Source organism: Streptomyces sp. rh34, assembly GCF_002551245.1.
Taxonomy (GTDB): Bacteria; Actinomycetota; Actinomycetes; order Streptomycetales; family Streptomycetaceae; genus Streptomyces.
On record NZ_NTGZ01000006.1, the window covers coordinates 65,902 to 82,156 of the forward strand.

13 protein-coding genes and 2 pseudogenes are annotated in these 16,255 nt (G+C 69.5%); 6 read left to right on the forward strand and 9 right to left on the reverse strand.

What is annotated here, in order from left to right:
• Positions 1-56: 56 nt before the first annotated feature.
• From CR470_RS03025 to CR470_RS03045, 5 genes are read right to left on the reverse strand one after another with little or no spacing between them, the layout of a single operon-like run.
• On the reverse strand, positions 57-710 hold the full coding sequence (locus CR470_RS03025; protein ID WP_097866023.1) for a hypothetical protein: 654 nt from the start codon (positions 708-710) through the stop codon (positions 57-59).
• A complete protein-coding gene (locus CR470_RS03030; protein WP_097866024.1) occupies positions 707-910 on the reverse strand; it encodes a DUF5999 family protein in 204 nt (67 codons plus the stop codon). Before CR470_RS03030 ends, CR470_RS03025 begins: the two co-directional genes overlap by 4 nt.
• Positions 911-954: 44 nt before the next feature.
• A complete protein-coding gene (locus tag CR470_RS41235; protein WP_373561383.1) occupies positions 955-1,191 on the reverse strand; it encodes a DUF6302 family protein in 237 nt (78 codons plus the stop codon).
• Positions 1,192-1,238: 47 nt separating this feature from the next.
• Entirely contained in the window at positions 1,239-1,691 is a 453-nt protein-coding gene (locus CR470_RS03040) for a DUF6415 family natural product biosynthesis protein (protein ID WP_097866026.1), read from the reverse strand.
• A 39-nt stretch (positions 1,692-1,730) separates the two neighbouring features.
• On the reverse strand, positions 1,731-2,204 hold the full coding sequence (locus tag CR470_RS03045; RefSeq protein WP_097866027.1) for an ATP-binding protein: 474 nt from the start codon (positions 2,202-2,204) through the stop codon (positions 1,731-1,733).
• A gap of 175 nt (positions 2,205-2,379) precedes the next feature.
• Between CR470_RS03045 and CR470_RS03050 the strand changes: the two genes are divergently transcribed.
• Positions 2,380-3,771, forward strand: a complete 1,392-nt coding sequence (locus CR470_RS03050; RefSeq protein ID WP_257138379.1) for a helix-turn-helix domain-containing protein — start codon at positions 2,380-2,382, stop codon at positions 3,769-3,771.
• Positions 3,768-4,648: pseudogene (locus CR470_RS41240) on the forward strand (phosphotransferase family protein). Before CR470_RS03050 ends, CR470_RS41240 begins: the two are co-directional and overlap by 4 nt.
• A 942-nt stretch (positions 4,649-5,590) precedes the next feature.
• Here CR470_RS41240 and CR470_RS03060 read toward each other — a convergent pair.
• Together CR470_RS03060 and CR470_RS03065 are read right to left on the reverse strand one after the other, a co-directional pair.
• Positions 5,591-7,135, reverse strand: coding sequence for a recombinase family protein (locus CR470_RS03060; protein ID WP_097866029.1), 1,545 nt, complete (start codon positions 7,133-7,135; stop codon positions 5,591-5,593).
• 67 nt (positions 7,136-7,202) lie between these two features.
• Entirely contained in the window at positions 7,203-7,625 is a 423-nt protein-coding gene (locus CR470_RS03065; RefSeq protein WP_097866030.1) for a secondary thiamine-phosphate synthase enzyme YjbQ, read from the reverse strand.
• A gap of 154 nt (positions 7,626-7,779) precedes the next feature.
• Between CR470_RS03065 and CR470_RS03070 the strand changes: the two genes are divergently transcribed.
• Positions 7,780-8,910 carry an NAD(P)-binding domain-containing protein gene (locus CR470_RS03070; protein ID WP_097866031.1) on the forward strand — a complete coding sequence of 377 codons (1,131 nt, stop codon included), beginning with the start codon at positions 7,780-7,782 and terminating at the stop codon, positions 8,908-8,910.
• A gap of 55 nt (positions 8,911-8,965) precedes the next feature.
• Here CR470_RS03070 and mltG read toward each other — a convergent pair whose 3' ends face one another.
• Both mltG and CR470_RS03080 read right to left on the reverse strand, forming a co-directional pair.
• Entirely contained in the window at positions 8,966-9,826 is an 861-nt protein-coding gene (gene mltG, locus CR470_RS03075; protein WP_097866032.1) for an endolytic transglycosylase MltG, read from the reverse strand.
• A 545-nt stretch (positions 9,827-10,371) separates the two neighbouring features.
• Positions 10,372-12,189: an ABC transporter ATP-binding protein gene (locus tag CR470_RS03080; protein WP_097866033.1), complete on the reverse strand. Its 1,818-nt coding sequence runs from the start codon at positions 12,187-12,189 to the stop codon at positions 10,372-10,374.
• Positions 12,190-12,302: 113 nt separating this feature from the next.
• Between CR470_RS03080 and CR470_RS03085 the strand changes: the two genes are divergently transcribed.
• From CR470_RS03085 to CR470_RS03095, 3 genes and pseudogenes are all read left to right on the forward strand, one after another.
• A complete protein-coding gene (locus CR470_RS03085) occupies positions 12,303-12,791 on the forward strand; it encodes a MarR family winged helix-turn-helix transcriptional regulator (RefSeq protein ID WP_179892112.1) in 489 nt (162 codons plus the stop codon).
• Positions 12,792-12,824: 33 nt separating this feature from the next.
• Positions 12,825-15,770: an FAD-binding and (Fe-S)-binding domain-containing protein gene (locus CR470_RS03090; protein ID WP_097866039.1), complete on the forward strand. Its 2,946-nt coding sequence runs from the start codon at positions 12,825-12,827 to the stop codon at positions 15,768-15,770.
• A gap of 249 nt (positions 15,771-16,019) precedes the next feature.
• Positions 16,020-16,255, forward strand: a pseudogene (locus CR470_RS03095) (gfo/Idh/MocA family oxidoreductase); the annotation flags it as partial.

A 16,255-nucleotide genomic window follows, 5' to 3' on the forward strand; every position in this document is an offset into this window, starting at 1 on the left:
CTCTGGGATGCCGCTCGACGGTCCGGTCCTTCGCCCAGAACCGCCGAGCGGCCGTTCTAGGCGCCCGGCACGAGATCGTCCACGTTGACGACCTTGTACTCGCGCAGTTCGCGTACGAGTTGGGAGGCGAGGAACCAGTTGATCTGGGGGTGGCTGTAGGGCAGGGGAGCGTCCGAGCCGGCGAGGGGCTGAATGCCGTCGCCGGTGTACTGGTAGGGGGTGCCGATGACGCCGTAGAGCGGGAACCGCGTGGCCAGCAGGGCGACGTGTCCCTTGCTCCTGAGCCGGGGGCACCGCCGGGCCGCCATCCGGGCGTGCTCCAGACACACCGGCGGCTGCGCGGTCTTCACCGGCCCGGTGTAGTCATCGCCGTCGTCGGCCGTCTCTACGAAGAGGATGCCGTCGCTACGCTTCAGCGGGACCGTGCACACCTGGCAGCGCAGGAGCGCCATCGTGATGCGCTGGCGGAGCGGGTGCACCAGCCGCCACCTCGGGTTCCCGGTGGGCTGTCCCGCGAAGCCGAGTGACATGGAGTACCGGGCCCACAGCACGCCGCGGAGATCTCGGTCGGGCCCTGCCTCGTCCGTGTACCCGAGCCGCGGGCGCCGGTCAGGACCGATGCGTACGTTCAGGTTGAGGAGGGAGTCCGCCTCTTCGCCTTCGCGGGCGGTGATGTACGGAACGACCAGGTCGGCCGCGGTGATTGTCATGACGCGCTTCCGACCGTGAGCGCGAGCGGCCGGTGGGGGGTGACGATGCGGCCGTCGGGGAGGAGTTCTCCGGTGTCCTCGAAGACGAGCACTCCGTTGCACAGAAGGCTCCAGCCCTGCTCAGGGCGGTGCGCGACAGGTCGCGCGGCCTCTCTGTCGGGAGCCTTGGCCGTGGGGCACGGCGGGTTGTGCGCACGCATGGTGCTCGTCCTCTCGGGTGGGAAGTTGGGCCCTCTTCGCGCAGCTACGGTGCGGTGAGGAGACACGGTTCGGGCATGGCCGAAGAGGGGGACTTGTGGCATCGCCCCCCGAAGCACACACACGACGCCGGATAGCCCCCGACGCGCCCCGTGCCCCCGTCGGGAACTACGGGGAACGACACGCGCGTCGTGCGCATGGCGACGCTCTTGTCCAGGAGCCAGTTGTCGGAGATCCGCTTCTCGTAGTAATCAGAGTCGTACGCGTCTTGCGGGAGGACCATCGCCTCGGCGGTCACGGCCGAGCGCCGAGCGGAGTCAAGGTGGTGCGTCACTCCGCCTCCTTGATGTAGTGGGCTTCGATGAGCTCTTCGACCAGGTCAGAGGTGACGAAGGCCAGGCGACGAGCGAGGCCGACGGCCTGCTGGTAGTCGGCCGGCACGCACTCCTCCCGCAGGGGGACCCCGCGTACAACGAGTCGGAGCATCTCCGCAGTGGGCGGGTACTGCTCGTCCGCGACAGCGATGTCGCTGAGCTGCTTCAGATGGTTCCGAAGGCGGTCGACCAGGGGGTCGGTCACCGCGGCGGGCGGCGTCTGGTCGCCGATCGCCGTGTCGAGGTCGTCGAAGACCTCCTCCACGTCCAGCGGCTTCCAGTTCTTGATCCGTTCCAGGACGGACCACAACCCCTCTGCGTCGAGTGGAGGGCTCCACTGCGGTGTGCGGGGCACGTCGGCCGGCGGAAGAACCACGTCATTCTCCGGAACCAGAACGGTGAGGGACATCGGGACTCCTGGGAAGGGCCAAGTACCGGCCGCGGAGGGCTACAAGTGCTCAGTCAGTTCCGGGATCGCCATGAAGACCCACACCTCCTTGCCCGCTGGAGTCATGGACACGGACGTGTCGTCGGCCAGAGCACCCAGCAGCATCAGCCCACGCCCCTCCTCGGCCAGGAGGGCCGGCGACGAGTACACCGGCGGACGGCGGTCGTGGTCGCGAACGACGGCGGTGACGCCGTCCGGCACCTTCTGGAGGAGCAGGCCGGCCATCCGGCACCCGTCAGCATCCGCGGGAGTGTGCTGCAAGACGTTGGTGAACAGTTCGTTGACCACGGTCAGCATGCGGAACGCGGTGCCATCGTCGACGCGCCACCAGCGCAGGTGCGCTGCGACGATATCCCGCACGGTTCCCAGGTTTTCGGCCCGGACGTTGAAACTCATGTCGAGCTGACCGTCCACGCTCCTGGACGTGGCTCGAACAGAAGCATCCCGCTCTCGGGTGTCGACGAGTAGTTCCATCGCTGCTTCCTCCGTTCTGCCGGAACCCCTTCAGCAGGGGTGGGTTGCGGTGTGTACTGGACTGGAACCGATCAGCAACCATTTAGGCAGAGCGCACCGAGAACGTGCAGAGCCTGATGCCGAGAGGTGAAGAGTTCGGCATCAACGACTTCGGGGGCAGAACATGCCGCAGCCAATGAAGCAGCTCGATCCCGGGGCATCGCCCCAGGAGTGGTTCGGGAACGAGCTGCGCCGACTGCGCCTCGGGCAAGGACTGTCGGCCAAGGAACTCGGGCGGTTAGTGCAGGTCAGCGACGACATGATCCTGTCTATTGAGAAGGGTAAGTACCCGAGCTGTCGCCGCGATGTGGCGCAGCGGCTTGATGACGTCCTCGGCACGGGAGGACTCCTCGACCGGGCGTGGCCGATGGTCTTCGGCAACCGTGATGCCGACAAAAGGCAGGCTGATGCCGATAAGGCCTCCCCGTGCCGGGGCGAGCGACCTACACAGGTGCCGACAGGCCGCATCCTGGGCAGAGACGAACCAACTCTTCGCCCTGGGAGCCATGAGCCCGTGATTCGACGCTCGTTCCTCCAGATCGGCGGCCTCGCCGCCATAGCCCCTCTCAACTTCACCGAAGTCTTCGCCCCCGCCGAGCTGTCCCTCCCGACGCATGTGAGCCCCGGCCACGTCGACCAGGTCCTGGCCGTGGCCACCGCCATCAGCGGCATGGACAACGAGCTGGGCGGCGGGGGCGTGGTGCGAGACGTAGCCGCCCGAGCGATGCAGTGGTCAGCCGGCCTGCTGCAAGCCCAGTCCCCCGAACACATGCGAACCGACCTGTTCGCCGCCGTATCGCGACTCGGCATCGTGGTCGGCGCCTCCGCCTTCGACGCCTACCACCACGACGAGGCCACCAAGACCTTCCGGTTCGCGGCGGACTGCGCCGAGGAGGCCGGCGACTGGCATCTGCGGGCCAAGACCTACTCGTTCCTCGCACGACAAGCCGTATGGATCGGGGCACCCGATGACGGCCTCACGTACGCCGAGAAGGGGCTTGTGCGCTCCGACCGCCTGACGGCGACCGAGCAGGCGATGCTTCACACGGCAAGGGCCAGGGCCTTCGGGAAGATGGGCAACGTACGGGACACGATGGCGGCCGTCGGCGCCGCAGACGAGGCGTTCGCTCGGGCCCGGCCCACCGAGGAATCGCCGTGGATGGCCTACTACGACGAGGCGCAGCACAACGGGGACACGGCTCACGCCCTCTTCGATCTGGCGATTCTCGCCGGACAGGACCCGGGTCGGGCAGCGCGCCGATTCAACACGGCGGTGAACGGACACGCAGACGCCTACAAACGGTCTCGTGCGATCTCACGGACGAAGCTGGCCTCCCTGCTCATGGCCAAGGGTGACCCTCGCCAGGCGGCGGCGCTCGGGCACGCCGCCTTGAATGAGGTAGGCCGACTCACCTCCCGGCGTGCTGCCGACGATCTGCGGCAGCTCGGCCGATTCGCCTCCAAGCATCGGACTGTCCGAGAGGCTTCAGCACTGCGAGATCGGATCGCCGCTACGGTTTCCGCATGACTCCTTCGGCATCCGAACCTGCACGTCACGTCCTGAAGCAGGCTTGTTCGGCGGTCGGATTGGACTCCGACGGAGCCGAGCCTCTCCGCCTGGCCGAGAACCAGATATGGCGACTGCCTCGTCAGCGGGTGATCGTACGGATAGCCCGGGAGGGACAGAGCGCTGCGGCGGCCCGCGAGGTGCGCGTCGCACGTTGGCTCGCCCGGGAGAACGTGCCGGCCGTTCGCCTGGTCGACGTGGAGCAGCCAGTAGAGGCGGACGGCAGGCCCGTGACCTTCTGGGCGGAACTGCCGCCGCAGCAGCACGGCTCGGTCGAGGATGTCGCTGAACTCCTCGCGAGGCTCCACTCCCTGACCACGCCGGCGATCGAGCTGGGGTATCTCGATCCCTGGTCGGCGAACGGCTGCACGCGGCCACCACGATCCGCGACGACGACAAGCAGTGGCTGAACGCCCTTCACAGCGACCTCCTAGCGGCCTGGGCGGAGCGGCCGGCCGGTCTCCCCGATCGGGCCGTGCACGGTGACGCCTGGCCCGGCAACATCGTCCGCACGGCCGGTGGGGTCCTGATGATGGACCTGGAACGCTTTTCCGTCGGGCCCCCGGAGTGGGATCTCGTGTCCACCGCCGTGCGAGCGAAGACCACGGGCGTCGTCAGCGCACGCGAGTACGACCGCTTCTGTGCGGTGTACGGGTACGACGTGACGGCGTGGGAGGGCTACCCCGTCCTTGCGCACGCCCGTGAGCTGCGCATGGTGACGTACGCGGCGCAGCACGCAGCACGCAACGGGGAGTGGAGAAGCCAGGCGCAGTACCGGATCGACTGTCTCCGCGGTCGATCCGGCCCGCGACCGTGGTCGTGGAAGGGAATCCTTTGAAGTCAGACTGTCCGCTGTCTCATCTGGTCGGACGATTGTCACGCTTGGAGCAGAGGAAGCTATACGCCCTTCCCTCAAGTCTGCGAGGCTCGCGCTATGCGGCCAAGTCGAATAGCGCTGCGGTGTCTCCCCAAGAGAGGCGTTGCCCTACTGGTTGAGCAAGAGCCACCTCAACGCCTGACCGCGTGCGGATGTCCGCTCGACGAAGCTGAACCTGTGCCTCCACCACCCCATCCCGCCAAGCACCGCTGCGAACAAGATCTCGAAGCCAAAGACTCAGCGCCCAGGATGTCGACCGCATGAAAACAGGTCCGATCTCCGGCACGGCCTGAAGACTGAACAGGAATGCCGCCCGCGGAGCCTCTCCTCGACTGATCCGCATGATCGACTCACGGCATACACCGCCGAAGTGGCAGCCGCAGACGCATCCGTACCGCTCGCTCGATCCAGCGAATCCGCCACCTCGACAAGGACACGGCTCTCCCACTCCCTCCTCGATTCCCGCTCGGCCGATAAGCACGGCATCCGCGTCTGTGATTCGCACCATTACCTCGTCGACCAAGAGAGTCCGTCCCAACTCGCCCGATTCGACAGCACCGAGACATCGTTCCGACGGCAATGCCTCTGCGATCGCTCGGTCAATCTGCCGATCGCAGGACTTGATCAACCACTGCACACCGGAGGTGGTCTTCTCGACCTGCAGTTCTGCCACTGCCTTGTCACGCATCCACCGCTCCCCCGTTTGAGTCACATCACTCACCTCGTCGCTGTACATCACGCCCAGAGAATCCCGGAGAAGGTCGGCTTGCACCGGCCGACATCAGCCTGTAGGGATGCATGCCACTGCTCGACCGCCGACAGCCGACAGCCGACAGCCGACAGCCGACAGCCGACGATGACGCCCCCGGACAGCGCGCTCAGCGCCACCCAGGGGCGCCTTCCCTAAAGCAGGGCCATCGGGTCCTGTTCGGGACCGTGAAGGAAACCGGGCACCCAGCGAACGGGAGCACTGGCCGGGAAGAGCGTCACCCGTACGCCGAAGTCGATCAGGATTTCCTTTCGCGCCTGTACATCCGCAGCACGGAACCAACGGTCGGCGACCGTCTCGCCGGTCGGCCGCCGGACCATGCCAGGCGCCCGCCGAGGCTCAGCCTCCAGAGCGGCGAGCTCCCGCCCCAGCGCGGCATATCGGTCCCGGAACCACGCGGCGTCGTCCGGGGCGTCGTACAGCCCGGCTTCACGGTCGGCTCGCAGCCGTTCACGGCTGGCTCGGGTCTCGGCCACGCGCTCCGCGATGCCGTTGCCCGGGTCGTACACCGTCTCGTAGATCACGCCGTCACCCAGCTCTCGGAGGAACCACTCCTCGACGTAGGCGTCAAGAAGATGAGCGTTGATGAGCGGTGCGGGGCGGCAGTGCTGCGCCTGAAGCCAGCCCTTGTTCCGCGCCGTACACGTGTAGCGCGGTGGGGCGTCTTTCGACGTCTGGGTGTAGAGACGCGTATGGCACTGCCCGCACAGGGCGACCGTGGTCAACAGGTATTCGCGGTTGGATCGGCGGGTCCAGGGAGCCTTTCGGGACAGGATGGCGCTCCTGAGCGCCTCGTGTGTGGCCCGGTCCCACAGCCCCTCGCAGAGCCGTACGGGGCGCCCGTCCTCCCTCCCGAGGACGGGCTTGTTGCGGTGCATCAGATACCCGAGGGTGGCTTCTGACAGAAGGATGTTCTTCAGGCTCTGCGGGAGCCACGGTCGGCCGCCTGACGGCTTGCCATACATCACAGCCAGGTGATCCGCGGGTGACAGTTCCCCGGCACGATTGAGACGCGCGGCCTCACTACTGCAGGTGACGTTGTCCGGATCGGCCAGGATGCGGTGGGCGACGTTCCGCAGTACTTCCGAGGCATGCGGATGCAGTTCGACCTGATCGATCTTCCCTCCCATCACCTTCCGGACGTATTGGAAGCCGTACGACGGCTTGCCTTTCGGCCGGCCTGCGGCGCGGGTCTTGACGGTGGCGTCACGGTTCCTGCGCTGGATCGCGCGCAGTTCCATCTGCGCGCCCCAGGCTTCCATGGTGAAACGGTTCTCGTCGGCGGAGTCGTCGAGGTTCCAGGCACCGTCGTGCCCGTACGTGACGAGCATCTTCTTCTCGTCCCGCATCTTGTAGCCGGTGTTCAGGCAGTCGACGACGTTGCGGCCGAGCCGGTCCACCGCTGCCGCGACCAGGCCGTCGTACGGGCCCTTCTCGTCACGGAGCCACGGGCCCAGATTGGGGCGGGTCACGGGATCCGTGGCGCCGGAGACCTCCCAGTCGTCCGCCCAGCCGATGATGTGGGCCCCGACGGAGGCGGCGGCAGCGAGCACGTTCTCTCGCTGGCGCTCAGGCGACGACGTCGCCAGCTTCACGCGCGACAGTCGCCGCACTCCGAGCAGGCACTTGCCGCATCCGTCGTAGGGTCGTTCGATCGTGTTGAGGTCCGTACCGCGCATTTCTTCTCTCCGTTCGAGCGCGCATCGTACGGAGAATCGGCGGCCACGCCCCGCTGAACGATCTTGGTCAGCTGAGGAAGCTCAGACGAACCTGACGGTTGTCTTTAGAAACGTTCGTGTCCACCAGGCAGACCGACTGCCAGGTGCCCAGCTCCAGCCTGCCGCCGATCACCGGCAGCGTGGCCTGGGGCGGGACCAGGGCCGGGAGCACGTGGTCGCGGCCGTGGCCGGGGCTGCCGTGGCGGTGTTGCCAGCGGTCGTCGGCGGGGAGCAGGTGGTGGAGGGCGGCCAGCAGGTCGTCGTCGCTGCCCGCGCCGGTCTCCAGTACGGCGATGCCGGCCGTGGCGTGCGGCACGAAGATGTTGAGCAGGCCGTCGCGGCCGGGCGCGGTGCGGGTGAGGAACTCCTCGCAGGCGCGTGTCAGGTCCGTGACGCTCTCGGACGTGCCCGTGGTGATGTTCAGGACCGTGGTGGCGAAGGAATCGGACATGCCTCCATCTTCGCCCACAGGCGTGAGATGACGCGTCCACGCTCCGAGACGCGATGCGTCGTGTCCCATCGGATGACTCCGTCCAGGGACACCACGGGGCTCCGGGGCCCGTCCCTACGGGAAGATCCCGGAGCCCCGAAGAGTTAGTAGAAGCGTGAACATTTCTGGGGTGCGTGAGCTGGACGTGGTCGTGATCGGCGCGGGGCAGGCGGGGTTGTCCGCCGCCCACCACCTGCGCCGCGTCGGCCTGGAGCCGGACGTCGGCTTCGTCGTGCTGGACCACGCGCCCCGGCCGGGCGGCGCGTGGCAGTTCCGCTGGCCCTCGCTGACGTACGGCAAGGTCCACGGGATGCACGCGCTGCCGGGCATGGAACTGACCGGAGCCGACCCCGACCGGCCCTCGTCGGAGGTGATCGGCGCGTATTTCGCCGCGTACGAGGAGCGCTTCGGCCTGCGGGTCCACCGCCCGGTGGAGGTGAGCGCCGTACGGGAGGGGAGCGGCGGGCGGCTACTGGTGGAGACGTCCGAGGGGATGTACGCCCCGAGGGCCCTGATCAATGCGACGGGCACCTGGGACCGGCCGTTCTGGCCCCGTTACCCGGGCCAGGAGACGTTCCGGGGGCGGCAGTTGCACACGGCGAACTACCCGGGGCCCGAGGAGTTCGCGGGGCAGCGCGTCATCGTCGTCGGGGGCGGTGCCTCCGGTACGCAACATCTGATGGAGATCGCCGAGTTCGCGGCCGACACCTTCTGGGTGACCCGGAGCGAACCGGTCTTCCGTGAGGGACCGTTCACCGAGGAGTGGGGGCGGGCGGCGGTGGCGATGGTGGAGGAGCGGGTGCGCGAGGGGCTGCCGCCGCGGAGCGTGGTCAGCGTCACCGGGCTGCCGATGACCGATGCGGTGCGGCGGGCCAGGGAGCAGGGGGTGCTGGACCGGCTGCCGATGTTCGACCGGATCACGCCGAGCGGCGTGGCCTGGGACGACGGCCGTGTCGTCGAGGCCGATGTGATCCTCTGGGCCACAGGGTTCCGGCCCGCTGTGGAGCATCTGGCGCCGCTGAAGCTGCGCGAGCCGGGTGGTGGCATCCGGGCCGAGGACACCCGGGCCGTACGCGACGGTCGCGTCCATCTCGTCGGGTACGGTCCGTCCGCCAGCACCATCGGCGCCAACCGCGCGGGCCGCGCGGCGGTCCGGTCGGTGATGCGGCTGCTGAAGGAGACCGGCGGAGAGAGGGTGGACGGGGCCGCCGGGGCCGCCGTCGGCGTCCCGGCCTCCGGGGCGTGAAGTCCTGGGGGCCTGAGGCCCCGGCGGGTGCGTGAAGTCCTCGTCGGCAGACCGGTCAGCTCGTGGTGGCGGAAGCGCGGTTGCGGTTGAACTCCTGGACGTTCTTCTGCTGCTCGTCGTAGCTGTCGGTGAACCGGGTGTCGCCGGGGCCGACCGTGACGAAGTACAGCCAGGGTCCGGGCGTGGGGCTGACGGCCGCGCGCAGTGCCTCCTCCCCCGGGTTGCCGATGGGCGTCGGCGGCAGCCCTTTGATCCGGTAGCTGTTGTACGGGCTGTCCAGCTGGGTTTCCGCGGTCGTCGTGTCCAGGGTGGAGCGCTTGAGGGCGTAGTTGATGGTGGAGTCCATCTGCAGCGGCATGTCCTTGAGCAGCCTGTTGTAGACGACCCGGGCCACCTTGCCCATGTCGGACGCGGTGTCGGCCTCGGCCTGGACGATGCTGGCGATCGTGATCGTGTCGTAGACGGAGACGTTGTTGCGCTGGGCCCCCGCCGTGACGTGGTCCGCGCCGAAGTGCTTGCGGGCGGTGTCCGCCATGTACCGCAGCAGGCCGGCGGGTTCGGTCGCGGCGTCGATCGGATACGTGGCCGGGAAGAGGTATCCCTCGGGGTTGCCATCGGCCTGGGCGGGCAGAGCCAGGTCCGCCGTCGTCGCGGCCTTGCGCGTGCTGCCGGGCTTCAGGTCGAGCGCCCGGTCGACGGCCTCGTACACCTGCGAGGCGCGACGGCCCTCGGCGATCATCAGAGTGCTGTGCGGGCTTTCCTTCTCGTGCCCGCCCTCGTCCGATCCGGTCAGGGACAGCGGGATCAGGACGGCGGCCGACACGACGAGCAGAGCGCCGACGGCCACGACGACCTTTCCACGGCGGGTCGGGCGGAGTCTGCGACGGGGCCGGGCGTCCGGGGACTCGTTCACCATGCGGGCACGTTAACCCGGGGCACGAGCCACGGCCGGTAGCCCGACCACGGCGTCGACTCCGGCGACTCGAACGCCGTACCGGGCGACCGGAACACACAGCCCCGAACGCACACGTATGGAACGCACGAGCACGAAACACACGAACAAGGGATCGGGTGTTCGCTGGAACGTGTGAGCGTCAGGGGATTCGTTGGTGTTCACCCGTCCGGGGCGTGATGATTGCAGAGCGCAGTCAACGGGCTGCAGACCGCTACTGCGCAGTCCCACAGATGCACCACGTACAAGGAGAAAGACCAGATGAACTTCCTGACCAACCTGCTTGCCGGCGTCGTCCACTTCGTGGGTTGGCTCGTCTGACCATCGCTCCGCCCGGCGCCGTCGCTCCCCGTCCCACGGGAGCGGCGGCGCCGCCGTGTGTACGCGAGCCGGCCGGCTCAGCCGGTCGCCGCCGCCTGGGCCTTCGCCACGGTGCCGCACCCGGCGCGCGGCACGGTGAAGCCGTCGAGGGACGCCCGCCCGCCGGAGGCAGTCCCGCCGGGGCGGTGTCAGGGGGCCGGGACCGGGGCCGGGTGGGAGTCACGGCGGATCAGGGAGGCGTAGCGGCCGTCGCGTTCGAGAAGTTCCTCGTGTGTACCGCGCTCGGCTGCCCGGCCGTCCTCCAGGACGACGATCTGGTCCGCGTCGCGGACGGTGGAGAGGCGGTGCGCGATGGTGAGCGTGGTCCGTCCGGCGGACAGGGCGTCGATCGCTTGCTGCACGGCCTGTTCCGTACGGGTGTCGAGCGCGCTGGTCGCCTCGTCGAGGATCAGCACCGGTGGGTCGCGCAAGATGGTGCGGGCGATGGCGAGGCGCTGCTTCTCGCCGCCCGAGAAGCGGTAGCCGCGCTCACCGACCAGGGTGTCGTAGCCGTCGGGCAGGGAGGCGATGTGGTCGTGGATCTGCGCCGCACGGGCCGCGGCCTCGATCTCCTCGTCGGTGGCGTCCGGCTTGGCGAAGCGCAGGTTGTCGGCGACCGAGGCGTGGAAGAGGTAGGTCTCCTGGGAGACGACGCCGACCGCTCGGGCGAGGGTGTCGAAGTCCAGATCGCGGACGTCGACCCCGTCGAGCGTGACCCGGCCGCCGGTGACGTCGTACAGCCGGGGCACGAGGTAGCTCAGGGTGGACTTGCCGGAACCGGTGGATCCGACGACCGCCAGGCTGCCGCCCGCGGGAACGGTCACGTCGATGCCGGTCAGCGTCGGGCCGTTCTTCTCGTCGTAGCTGAAGTCGACGTCCTCGAAGGCGATCTCGCCACGGATCTTCTCCAGGCGGACCGGGTGTTCCGGTTCGGTGATGTCCACCGTGAGGTCGATGTATTCGAAGATGCGCTGGAAGAGGGCGAGGGAGGTCTGCATCTGCACACCGGTGGAGAGCAGGCTGACCGCCGGGCGGAACAGCCCCTGCTGAAGCGTGACGAAGGCGACCAGGGTGCCGATGGAGACGGCGGCGGCTCCGGACGCGAAGGTGAGACCGGCCGCCCAGTAGATGACGGCGGGCATGGCGGCCATCACGATGCCGATCGTGGACATCCGCCAGCGGCCGGCCATGTTGGAGCGCACTTCGAGGTCCACCAGGCGCTCGGACTCCTCGGCGAAGCCCTGGGTGAGGGAGTCGGAGCGGCCCATGGTGCGGCCGAGGAGGATGCCGCTGACCGAGAGGGACTCGGTGACCGTGGCGGCCATCGCGGCCATCTGCTTCTGGCGCTGGGTGGTGATCCTCTTGCGCTCCCGTCCGACGCGGCGGCTGATCGCGACGAAGACCGGCAGCAGGAGCAGCGAGACGACGGTGAGCCGCCAGTCGAGGGCGAGCATGGCGACGACGGTCGCGATGACGGCCGTGAGGTTGGAGACGAGCGAGGTCGCGGTGGAGGTGACCGTCGCCTGCATGCCACCGATGTCGTTGGCGATGCGGGACTGGACCTCGCCCGTGCGGGTTCGGGTGAAGAAGGCGAGCGGCATCCGCTGGAGCTGGGTGTAGACGGCGGTGCGCAGGTCATGCATGACCCGCTGTCCGACGGTGGTCGAGATCAGGGTCTGGAGCACGCCGAAGACGCCGGTCATCACGGCGGTGAGGATCATGCCGAGCGCGAGCAGGGTCAGCAGGCCCGTGCGCCCCTGGGGGATCGCGGTGTCCAGGATCTCGCGCAGCAGGAACGGGGAGGCGACCGACACCAGGGAGGAAGCGCCGACCAGCAGGCCGACGACGGCCAGGCGGCCGCGGTAGGGGTGGAAGAGGCGGAGGATGCGGCGCACCTCGGCGGGTGGCCGGTCGGCGGCGGCGCGGGCATCGGGTGGGGGCGTCCACGTGGGCTCGTCGGGTTTCATGGGCTCCTTCGTCGGGCGTGAGGCGTGGCCGGGCGGAACGGCCCTCGCACATGAAGAGCCTAGCTCATTGTTACCTATACTCACAATGAACGAGGTCCTGATATTGTTCCCGTATGGACGCCCCAGATTCCCCCGGTTCGCTCGGCTCCCCCGGCTCCACCGGCTCGCCCGACACCGACGGCATGCTCGCCGAGCAGTTGCTGCGGCTGACCCGCCGACTGCACCGCATCCAGAGCCGCCAGCTGGAGCCGATCGACATCACCCCGGCCCAGTTCCGGCTGCTGCGGACGGTCGCGAGTTACGACGCCGCCCCCCGGATGGCGGATCTCGCCCGGCGCCTGGACGTCGTTCCCCGCGCCGTGACGACGCTGGTCGACGCGCTGGAGGCGAGCGGCCGGGTGCGCCGCGCCCCGGATCCCGACAGCCGCCGGGTGGTCCGCGTCGAGATCACGGACGAGGGACGCGCCACGCTGCGGTCCCTGCGCAGCGCGCGCCGGGCCGCCGCGGAGGAGATCCTGGCCCCATTGACCGCCGATCAGCGCGAGGTCCTCGGCGGGCTGCTGTCCGCCCTGGTCGACGGCATGCCGGAACGCCACTGCTGACCACCGCGCCGAGCCGCCGAGGAGATGACCGACATGCCGCTGCTGGAGCCCGACCCGGAAGCCCTGCGCCCCGGAACGACACGGGAACCCGCCCCCGACCGGGTCACCGACCGCAGCGCGGGCGGCACCCCGGAGCCGCTGCGGAGCGAGCTGACGGCCCTGCTCGGTGCGGACAAGGTGCTCTGGAAGATCTCCGACCTCGTGCGGTACGCCTCCGACGCCAGCCCCTACCGCTTCCTCCCCCGGGTCGTGCTGGTCCCCGAGGACCTCGACGACGTCTCCGCGATCCTGTCGTACGCCCACGGCAAGGGCCGTGACGTGGTCTTCCGGGCCGCGGGCACCAGCCTCAACGGCCAGGCGCAGGGCGAGGACATCCTCGTCGACGTACGCCGCCACTGGACCGGCGTCGAGGTGCTGGACGACGGGGCACGGGCCCGGATCGGGCCGGGGACGACGGTGCTGCGGGCCAACATCGCCCTCGCCCGCCACGGCAGGCTGCTGGGCCCCGACCCGGCCAGTGCCATCGCCTGCACCCTCGGCGGGGTCGTCGCCAACAACGCCTCCGGCATGACCGCGGGCACCACCCGCAACTCCTACCGGACGCTCGCCTCGCTCACCTTCGTCCTGCCGAGCGGCACCGTCGTCGACACCGCCGACCCGGCCGCCGACGAGGAGCTGGCCCGCGCCGAACCGGAGCTGTGCGCGGGGCTGATGGAGTTGAAGGCGGAGATCGAGGCGGACGAGGAGCTGACCTCCAGGATCCGCGCCAAGTACACGATCAAGAACACCAACGGCTACCGCCTGGACGCCTTCCTCGACGGGGCGACGCCGGTGGAGATCCTGCGCGGGCTGATGGTCGGCTCCGAGGGCACGTTCGGCTTCATCTCCGAGGTCGTCTTCGACACCCTGCCGCTGGACCGGCGGATCTCCAGCGCCCTGCTGTTCTTCCCCTCCCTCACCGCCGCCGCGTCCGCCGTGCCCCGGTTCAACGAGGCGGGGGCCATCGCCGTGGAGCTGATGGACGGCAACACGCTGCGCGCCTCCGTCAGCGTGCCGGGCGTTCCGGCGGACTGGGCGGTGCTGCCCCGGACCACGACCGCGCTGCTGGTGGAGTTCCGGGCGGCCGACGAGGCGGGCCAGGAGGCGTTCGAGCGGGCGGCCGAAGCCGTCGTCGCCGGCCTGGACCTGGTCGTCCCGGCCGCGTCGGTGACCAACGCCTTCACCCGGGACGCCGGGACGATCGCCGGGTACTGGAAGGCCCGCAAGGCGTTCGTCACGGCGGTCGGGGGGTCCCGACCCTCGGGCACCACCCTGATCACGGAGGACTTCGCGGTGCCGCCCGCACGGCTGGCCGACGCCTGCGAGGCGCTGCTGGAGCTCCAGTCGCGCCACGGTTTCGACGCCGCCGTGGCCGGTCATGCCGCGCACGGCAATCTGCACTTCCTGCTCGCGTTCGACGCGGCGAAACCTGCCGACGTCGAGCGGTACGACGCGTTCATGCAGGAGTTCTGCGCGCTGGTGGTGGACCGCTTCGACGGGTCGCTCAAGGCGGAGCACGCCACCGGACGCAATATCGCGCCGTTCCTGGAGCGGGAGTGGGGGCCGCGCGCCACCGAGCTGATGTGGCGGACGAAGCAGGTCATCGATCCTGCCGGGGTGCTCGCTCCGCGCATCGTCCTGGACCGGGATCCGCGGGCCCACCTGCGGGGCCTGAAGACCATTCCGAAGGTGGAGGCGGTCGCCGACCCGTGCATCGAGTGCGGCTTCTGCGAACCGACCTGCCCCAGCGAGGATCTGACGACCACTCCGCGCCAGCGGATCGTGCTGCGCCGGGAGATGATGCGGCAGGCGGACGGTTCGCCGGTCGAGGCCGGTCTCCTGGACGCCTACGGGTACGACGCCGTGGACACCTGCGCCGGGGACTCCACCTGCAAGCTCGCCTGTCCGGTCGGCATCGACACCGGGGCGATGATGAAGGGCTTCCGGCACCGCAGGCACACTCCGCGCGAGGAGCGGATCGCCGCGCTCACCGCGAAGAACTTCCGGGTGGTGGAGGCCTCGGCGCGGCTGGCCGTGGCGGTGGCCGACGCGGTCGGCGACCGGGTGGGCGACGGTCCGCTCGGGACCGTGACGCGGCTCGCCCGCAAGGCCGTCCGCCCCGATCTCGTACCGGAGTGGCTGCCCCAGATCCCCGGGGCGGCGGCCCGACGGCTGCCGCGTACGGACCGCGTCGGGGCGAGCGCCGTCTACTACCCGGCCTGCGTCAACCGCATCTTCGCCGGTCCCGACGGCCGCCCCGGCCTTTCCCTGGCCGAGGCGGTGGTCGCCGTGTCCGGGCGGGCCGGGAAGCCGGTGTGGATCCCCGAGGACGTCGCGGGGACGTGCTGCGCGACGATCTGGCACTCCAAGGGGTACGACGCGGGCAACAGGATCATGGCGAACCGCATCGTGGAGGCCGCCTGGGGCTGGACGGCGGGCGGGGCGCTGCCGCTGGTCGTGGACGCGTCCTCGTGCACGCTCGGCATCGCCGAGGAGGTGGTGCCCTACCTCACCGAGGGCAACCGGGCGCTGCACCGTGAGCTGACCGTCGTGGACTCGCTGGTGTGGGCGGCCGACGAACTGCTGCCGGAGCTGACGGTGTTCCGCACCACCGGGTCGGCCGTCGTGCATCCGACCTGTTCGATGGAACACCTGGGTGACGTGGGGCAGTTGCGGGCGCTGGCCGAGGCGTGCGCGGACGAGGTCGTGGTGCCGGACGACACGGGGTGCTGCGCGTTCGCGGGCGACCGGGGCATGCTGCACAAGGAGCTGACCGACTCGGCCACGGCCAAGGAGGCGGCCGAGGTCGGCCGTCGGGCCTACGACGCCTATCTGTCGGCGAACCGGATGTGCGAGATCGGCATGGAACGGGCCACCGGGCAGCCCTACCGCTCGGCGCTGATCGAGCTGGAGCACGCCACCCGGCCGACCGTCCGCTAGGGCGCGGAGCGCCCCGTACGGTCTGCACAACTGAGCGTTTCGAGGCCCCGATTGGTTGCACCAGTCGGGGCTTCGGCGTGCCGTGAAGAAAGTCCATGGTTTGAGGACGAGAGTCCAAATACTTCCCTTGCGCACCAGCAGCCTCACCCTCCAGGGTCCTTACCGAGACCCGGCCCCCGCGCTCGCCATCCGCACGGTGACCGGACGTGCTCGCGCACCGTCTGAACCCCCAACTCACCTGGAGGCTCGATGAACGACGACGCCCGGCCCGCACCGGAACCGCAGGGCATACCCCCGCACAGCGGCACTGCCGACGAGGCGGCACGGCAGGATCCCAGCCGCCGTTCGGTGCTGTGGACCACGGCGGGCGTGGCCGGCGCCGGACTCGGCCTCGGCGCGCTGGGCGGGGGGACCGCGTCGGCGGCCGAGGCGACCGCCCCGCAAGTCCTCTCCACCGCGGAAGCGGCCGCCGCCGCTCCCGCCCG

What these genes read in the sequence shown, in the direction of transcription:
- CR470_RS03030 (WP_097866024.1), bottom strand. Translation starts at nt 910, where the DNA reads ATGCGTGCGCACAACCCGCCGTGCCCCACGGCCAAGGCTCCCGACAGA.
- CR470_RS03085 (WP_179892112.1), top strand. Translation starts at nt 12,303, where the DNA reads ATGGACGCCCCAGATTCCCCCGGTTCGCTCGGCTCCCCCGGCTCCACC.
- mltG (WP_097866032.1), bottom strand. Translation starts at nt 9,826, where the DNA reads ATGGTGAACGAGTCCCCGGACGCCCGGCCCCGTCGCAGACTCCGCCCG.
- CR470_RS03045 (WP_097866027.1), bottom strand. Translation starts at nt 2,204, where the DNA reads ATGGAACTACTCGTCGACACCCGAGAGCGGGATGCTTCTGTTCGAGCC.
- CR470_RS03040 (WP_097866026.1), bottom strand. Translation starts at nt 1,691, where the DNA reads ATGTCCCTCACCGTTCTGGTTCCGGAGAATGACGTGGTTCTTCCGCCG.
- CR470_RS03050 (WP_257138379.1), top strand. Translation starts at nt 2,380, where the DNA reads ATGAAGCAGCTCGATCCCGGGGCATCGCCCCAGGAGTGGTTCGGGAAC.
- CR470_RS03065 (WP_097866030.1), bottom strand. Translation starts at nt 7,625, where the DNA reads ATGTCCGATTCCTTCGCCACCACGGTCCTGAACATCACCACGGGCACG.
- CR470_RS03060 (WP_097866029.1), bottom strand. Translation starts at nt 7,135, where the DNA reads ATGCGCGGTACGGACCTCAACACGATCGAACGACCCTACGACGGATGC.
- CR470_RS03080 (WP_097866033.1), bottom strand. Translation starts at nt 12,189, where the DNA reads ATGAAACCCGACGAGCCCACGTGGACGCCCCCACCCGATGCCCGCGCC.
- CR470_RS03025 (WP_097866023.1), bottom strand. Translation starts at nt 710, where the DNA reads ATGACAATCACCGCGGCCGACCTGGTCGTTCCGTACATCACCGCCCGC.
- CR470_RS03090 (WP_097866039.1), top strand. Translation starts at nt 12,825, where the DNA reads ATGCCGCTGCTGGAGCCCGACCCGGAAGCCCTGCGCCCCGGAACGACA.
- CR470_RS41235 (WP_373561383.1), bottom strand. Translation starts at nt 1,191, where the DNA reads ATGGTCCTCCCGCAAGACGCGTACGACTCTGATTACTACGAGAAGCGG.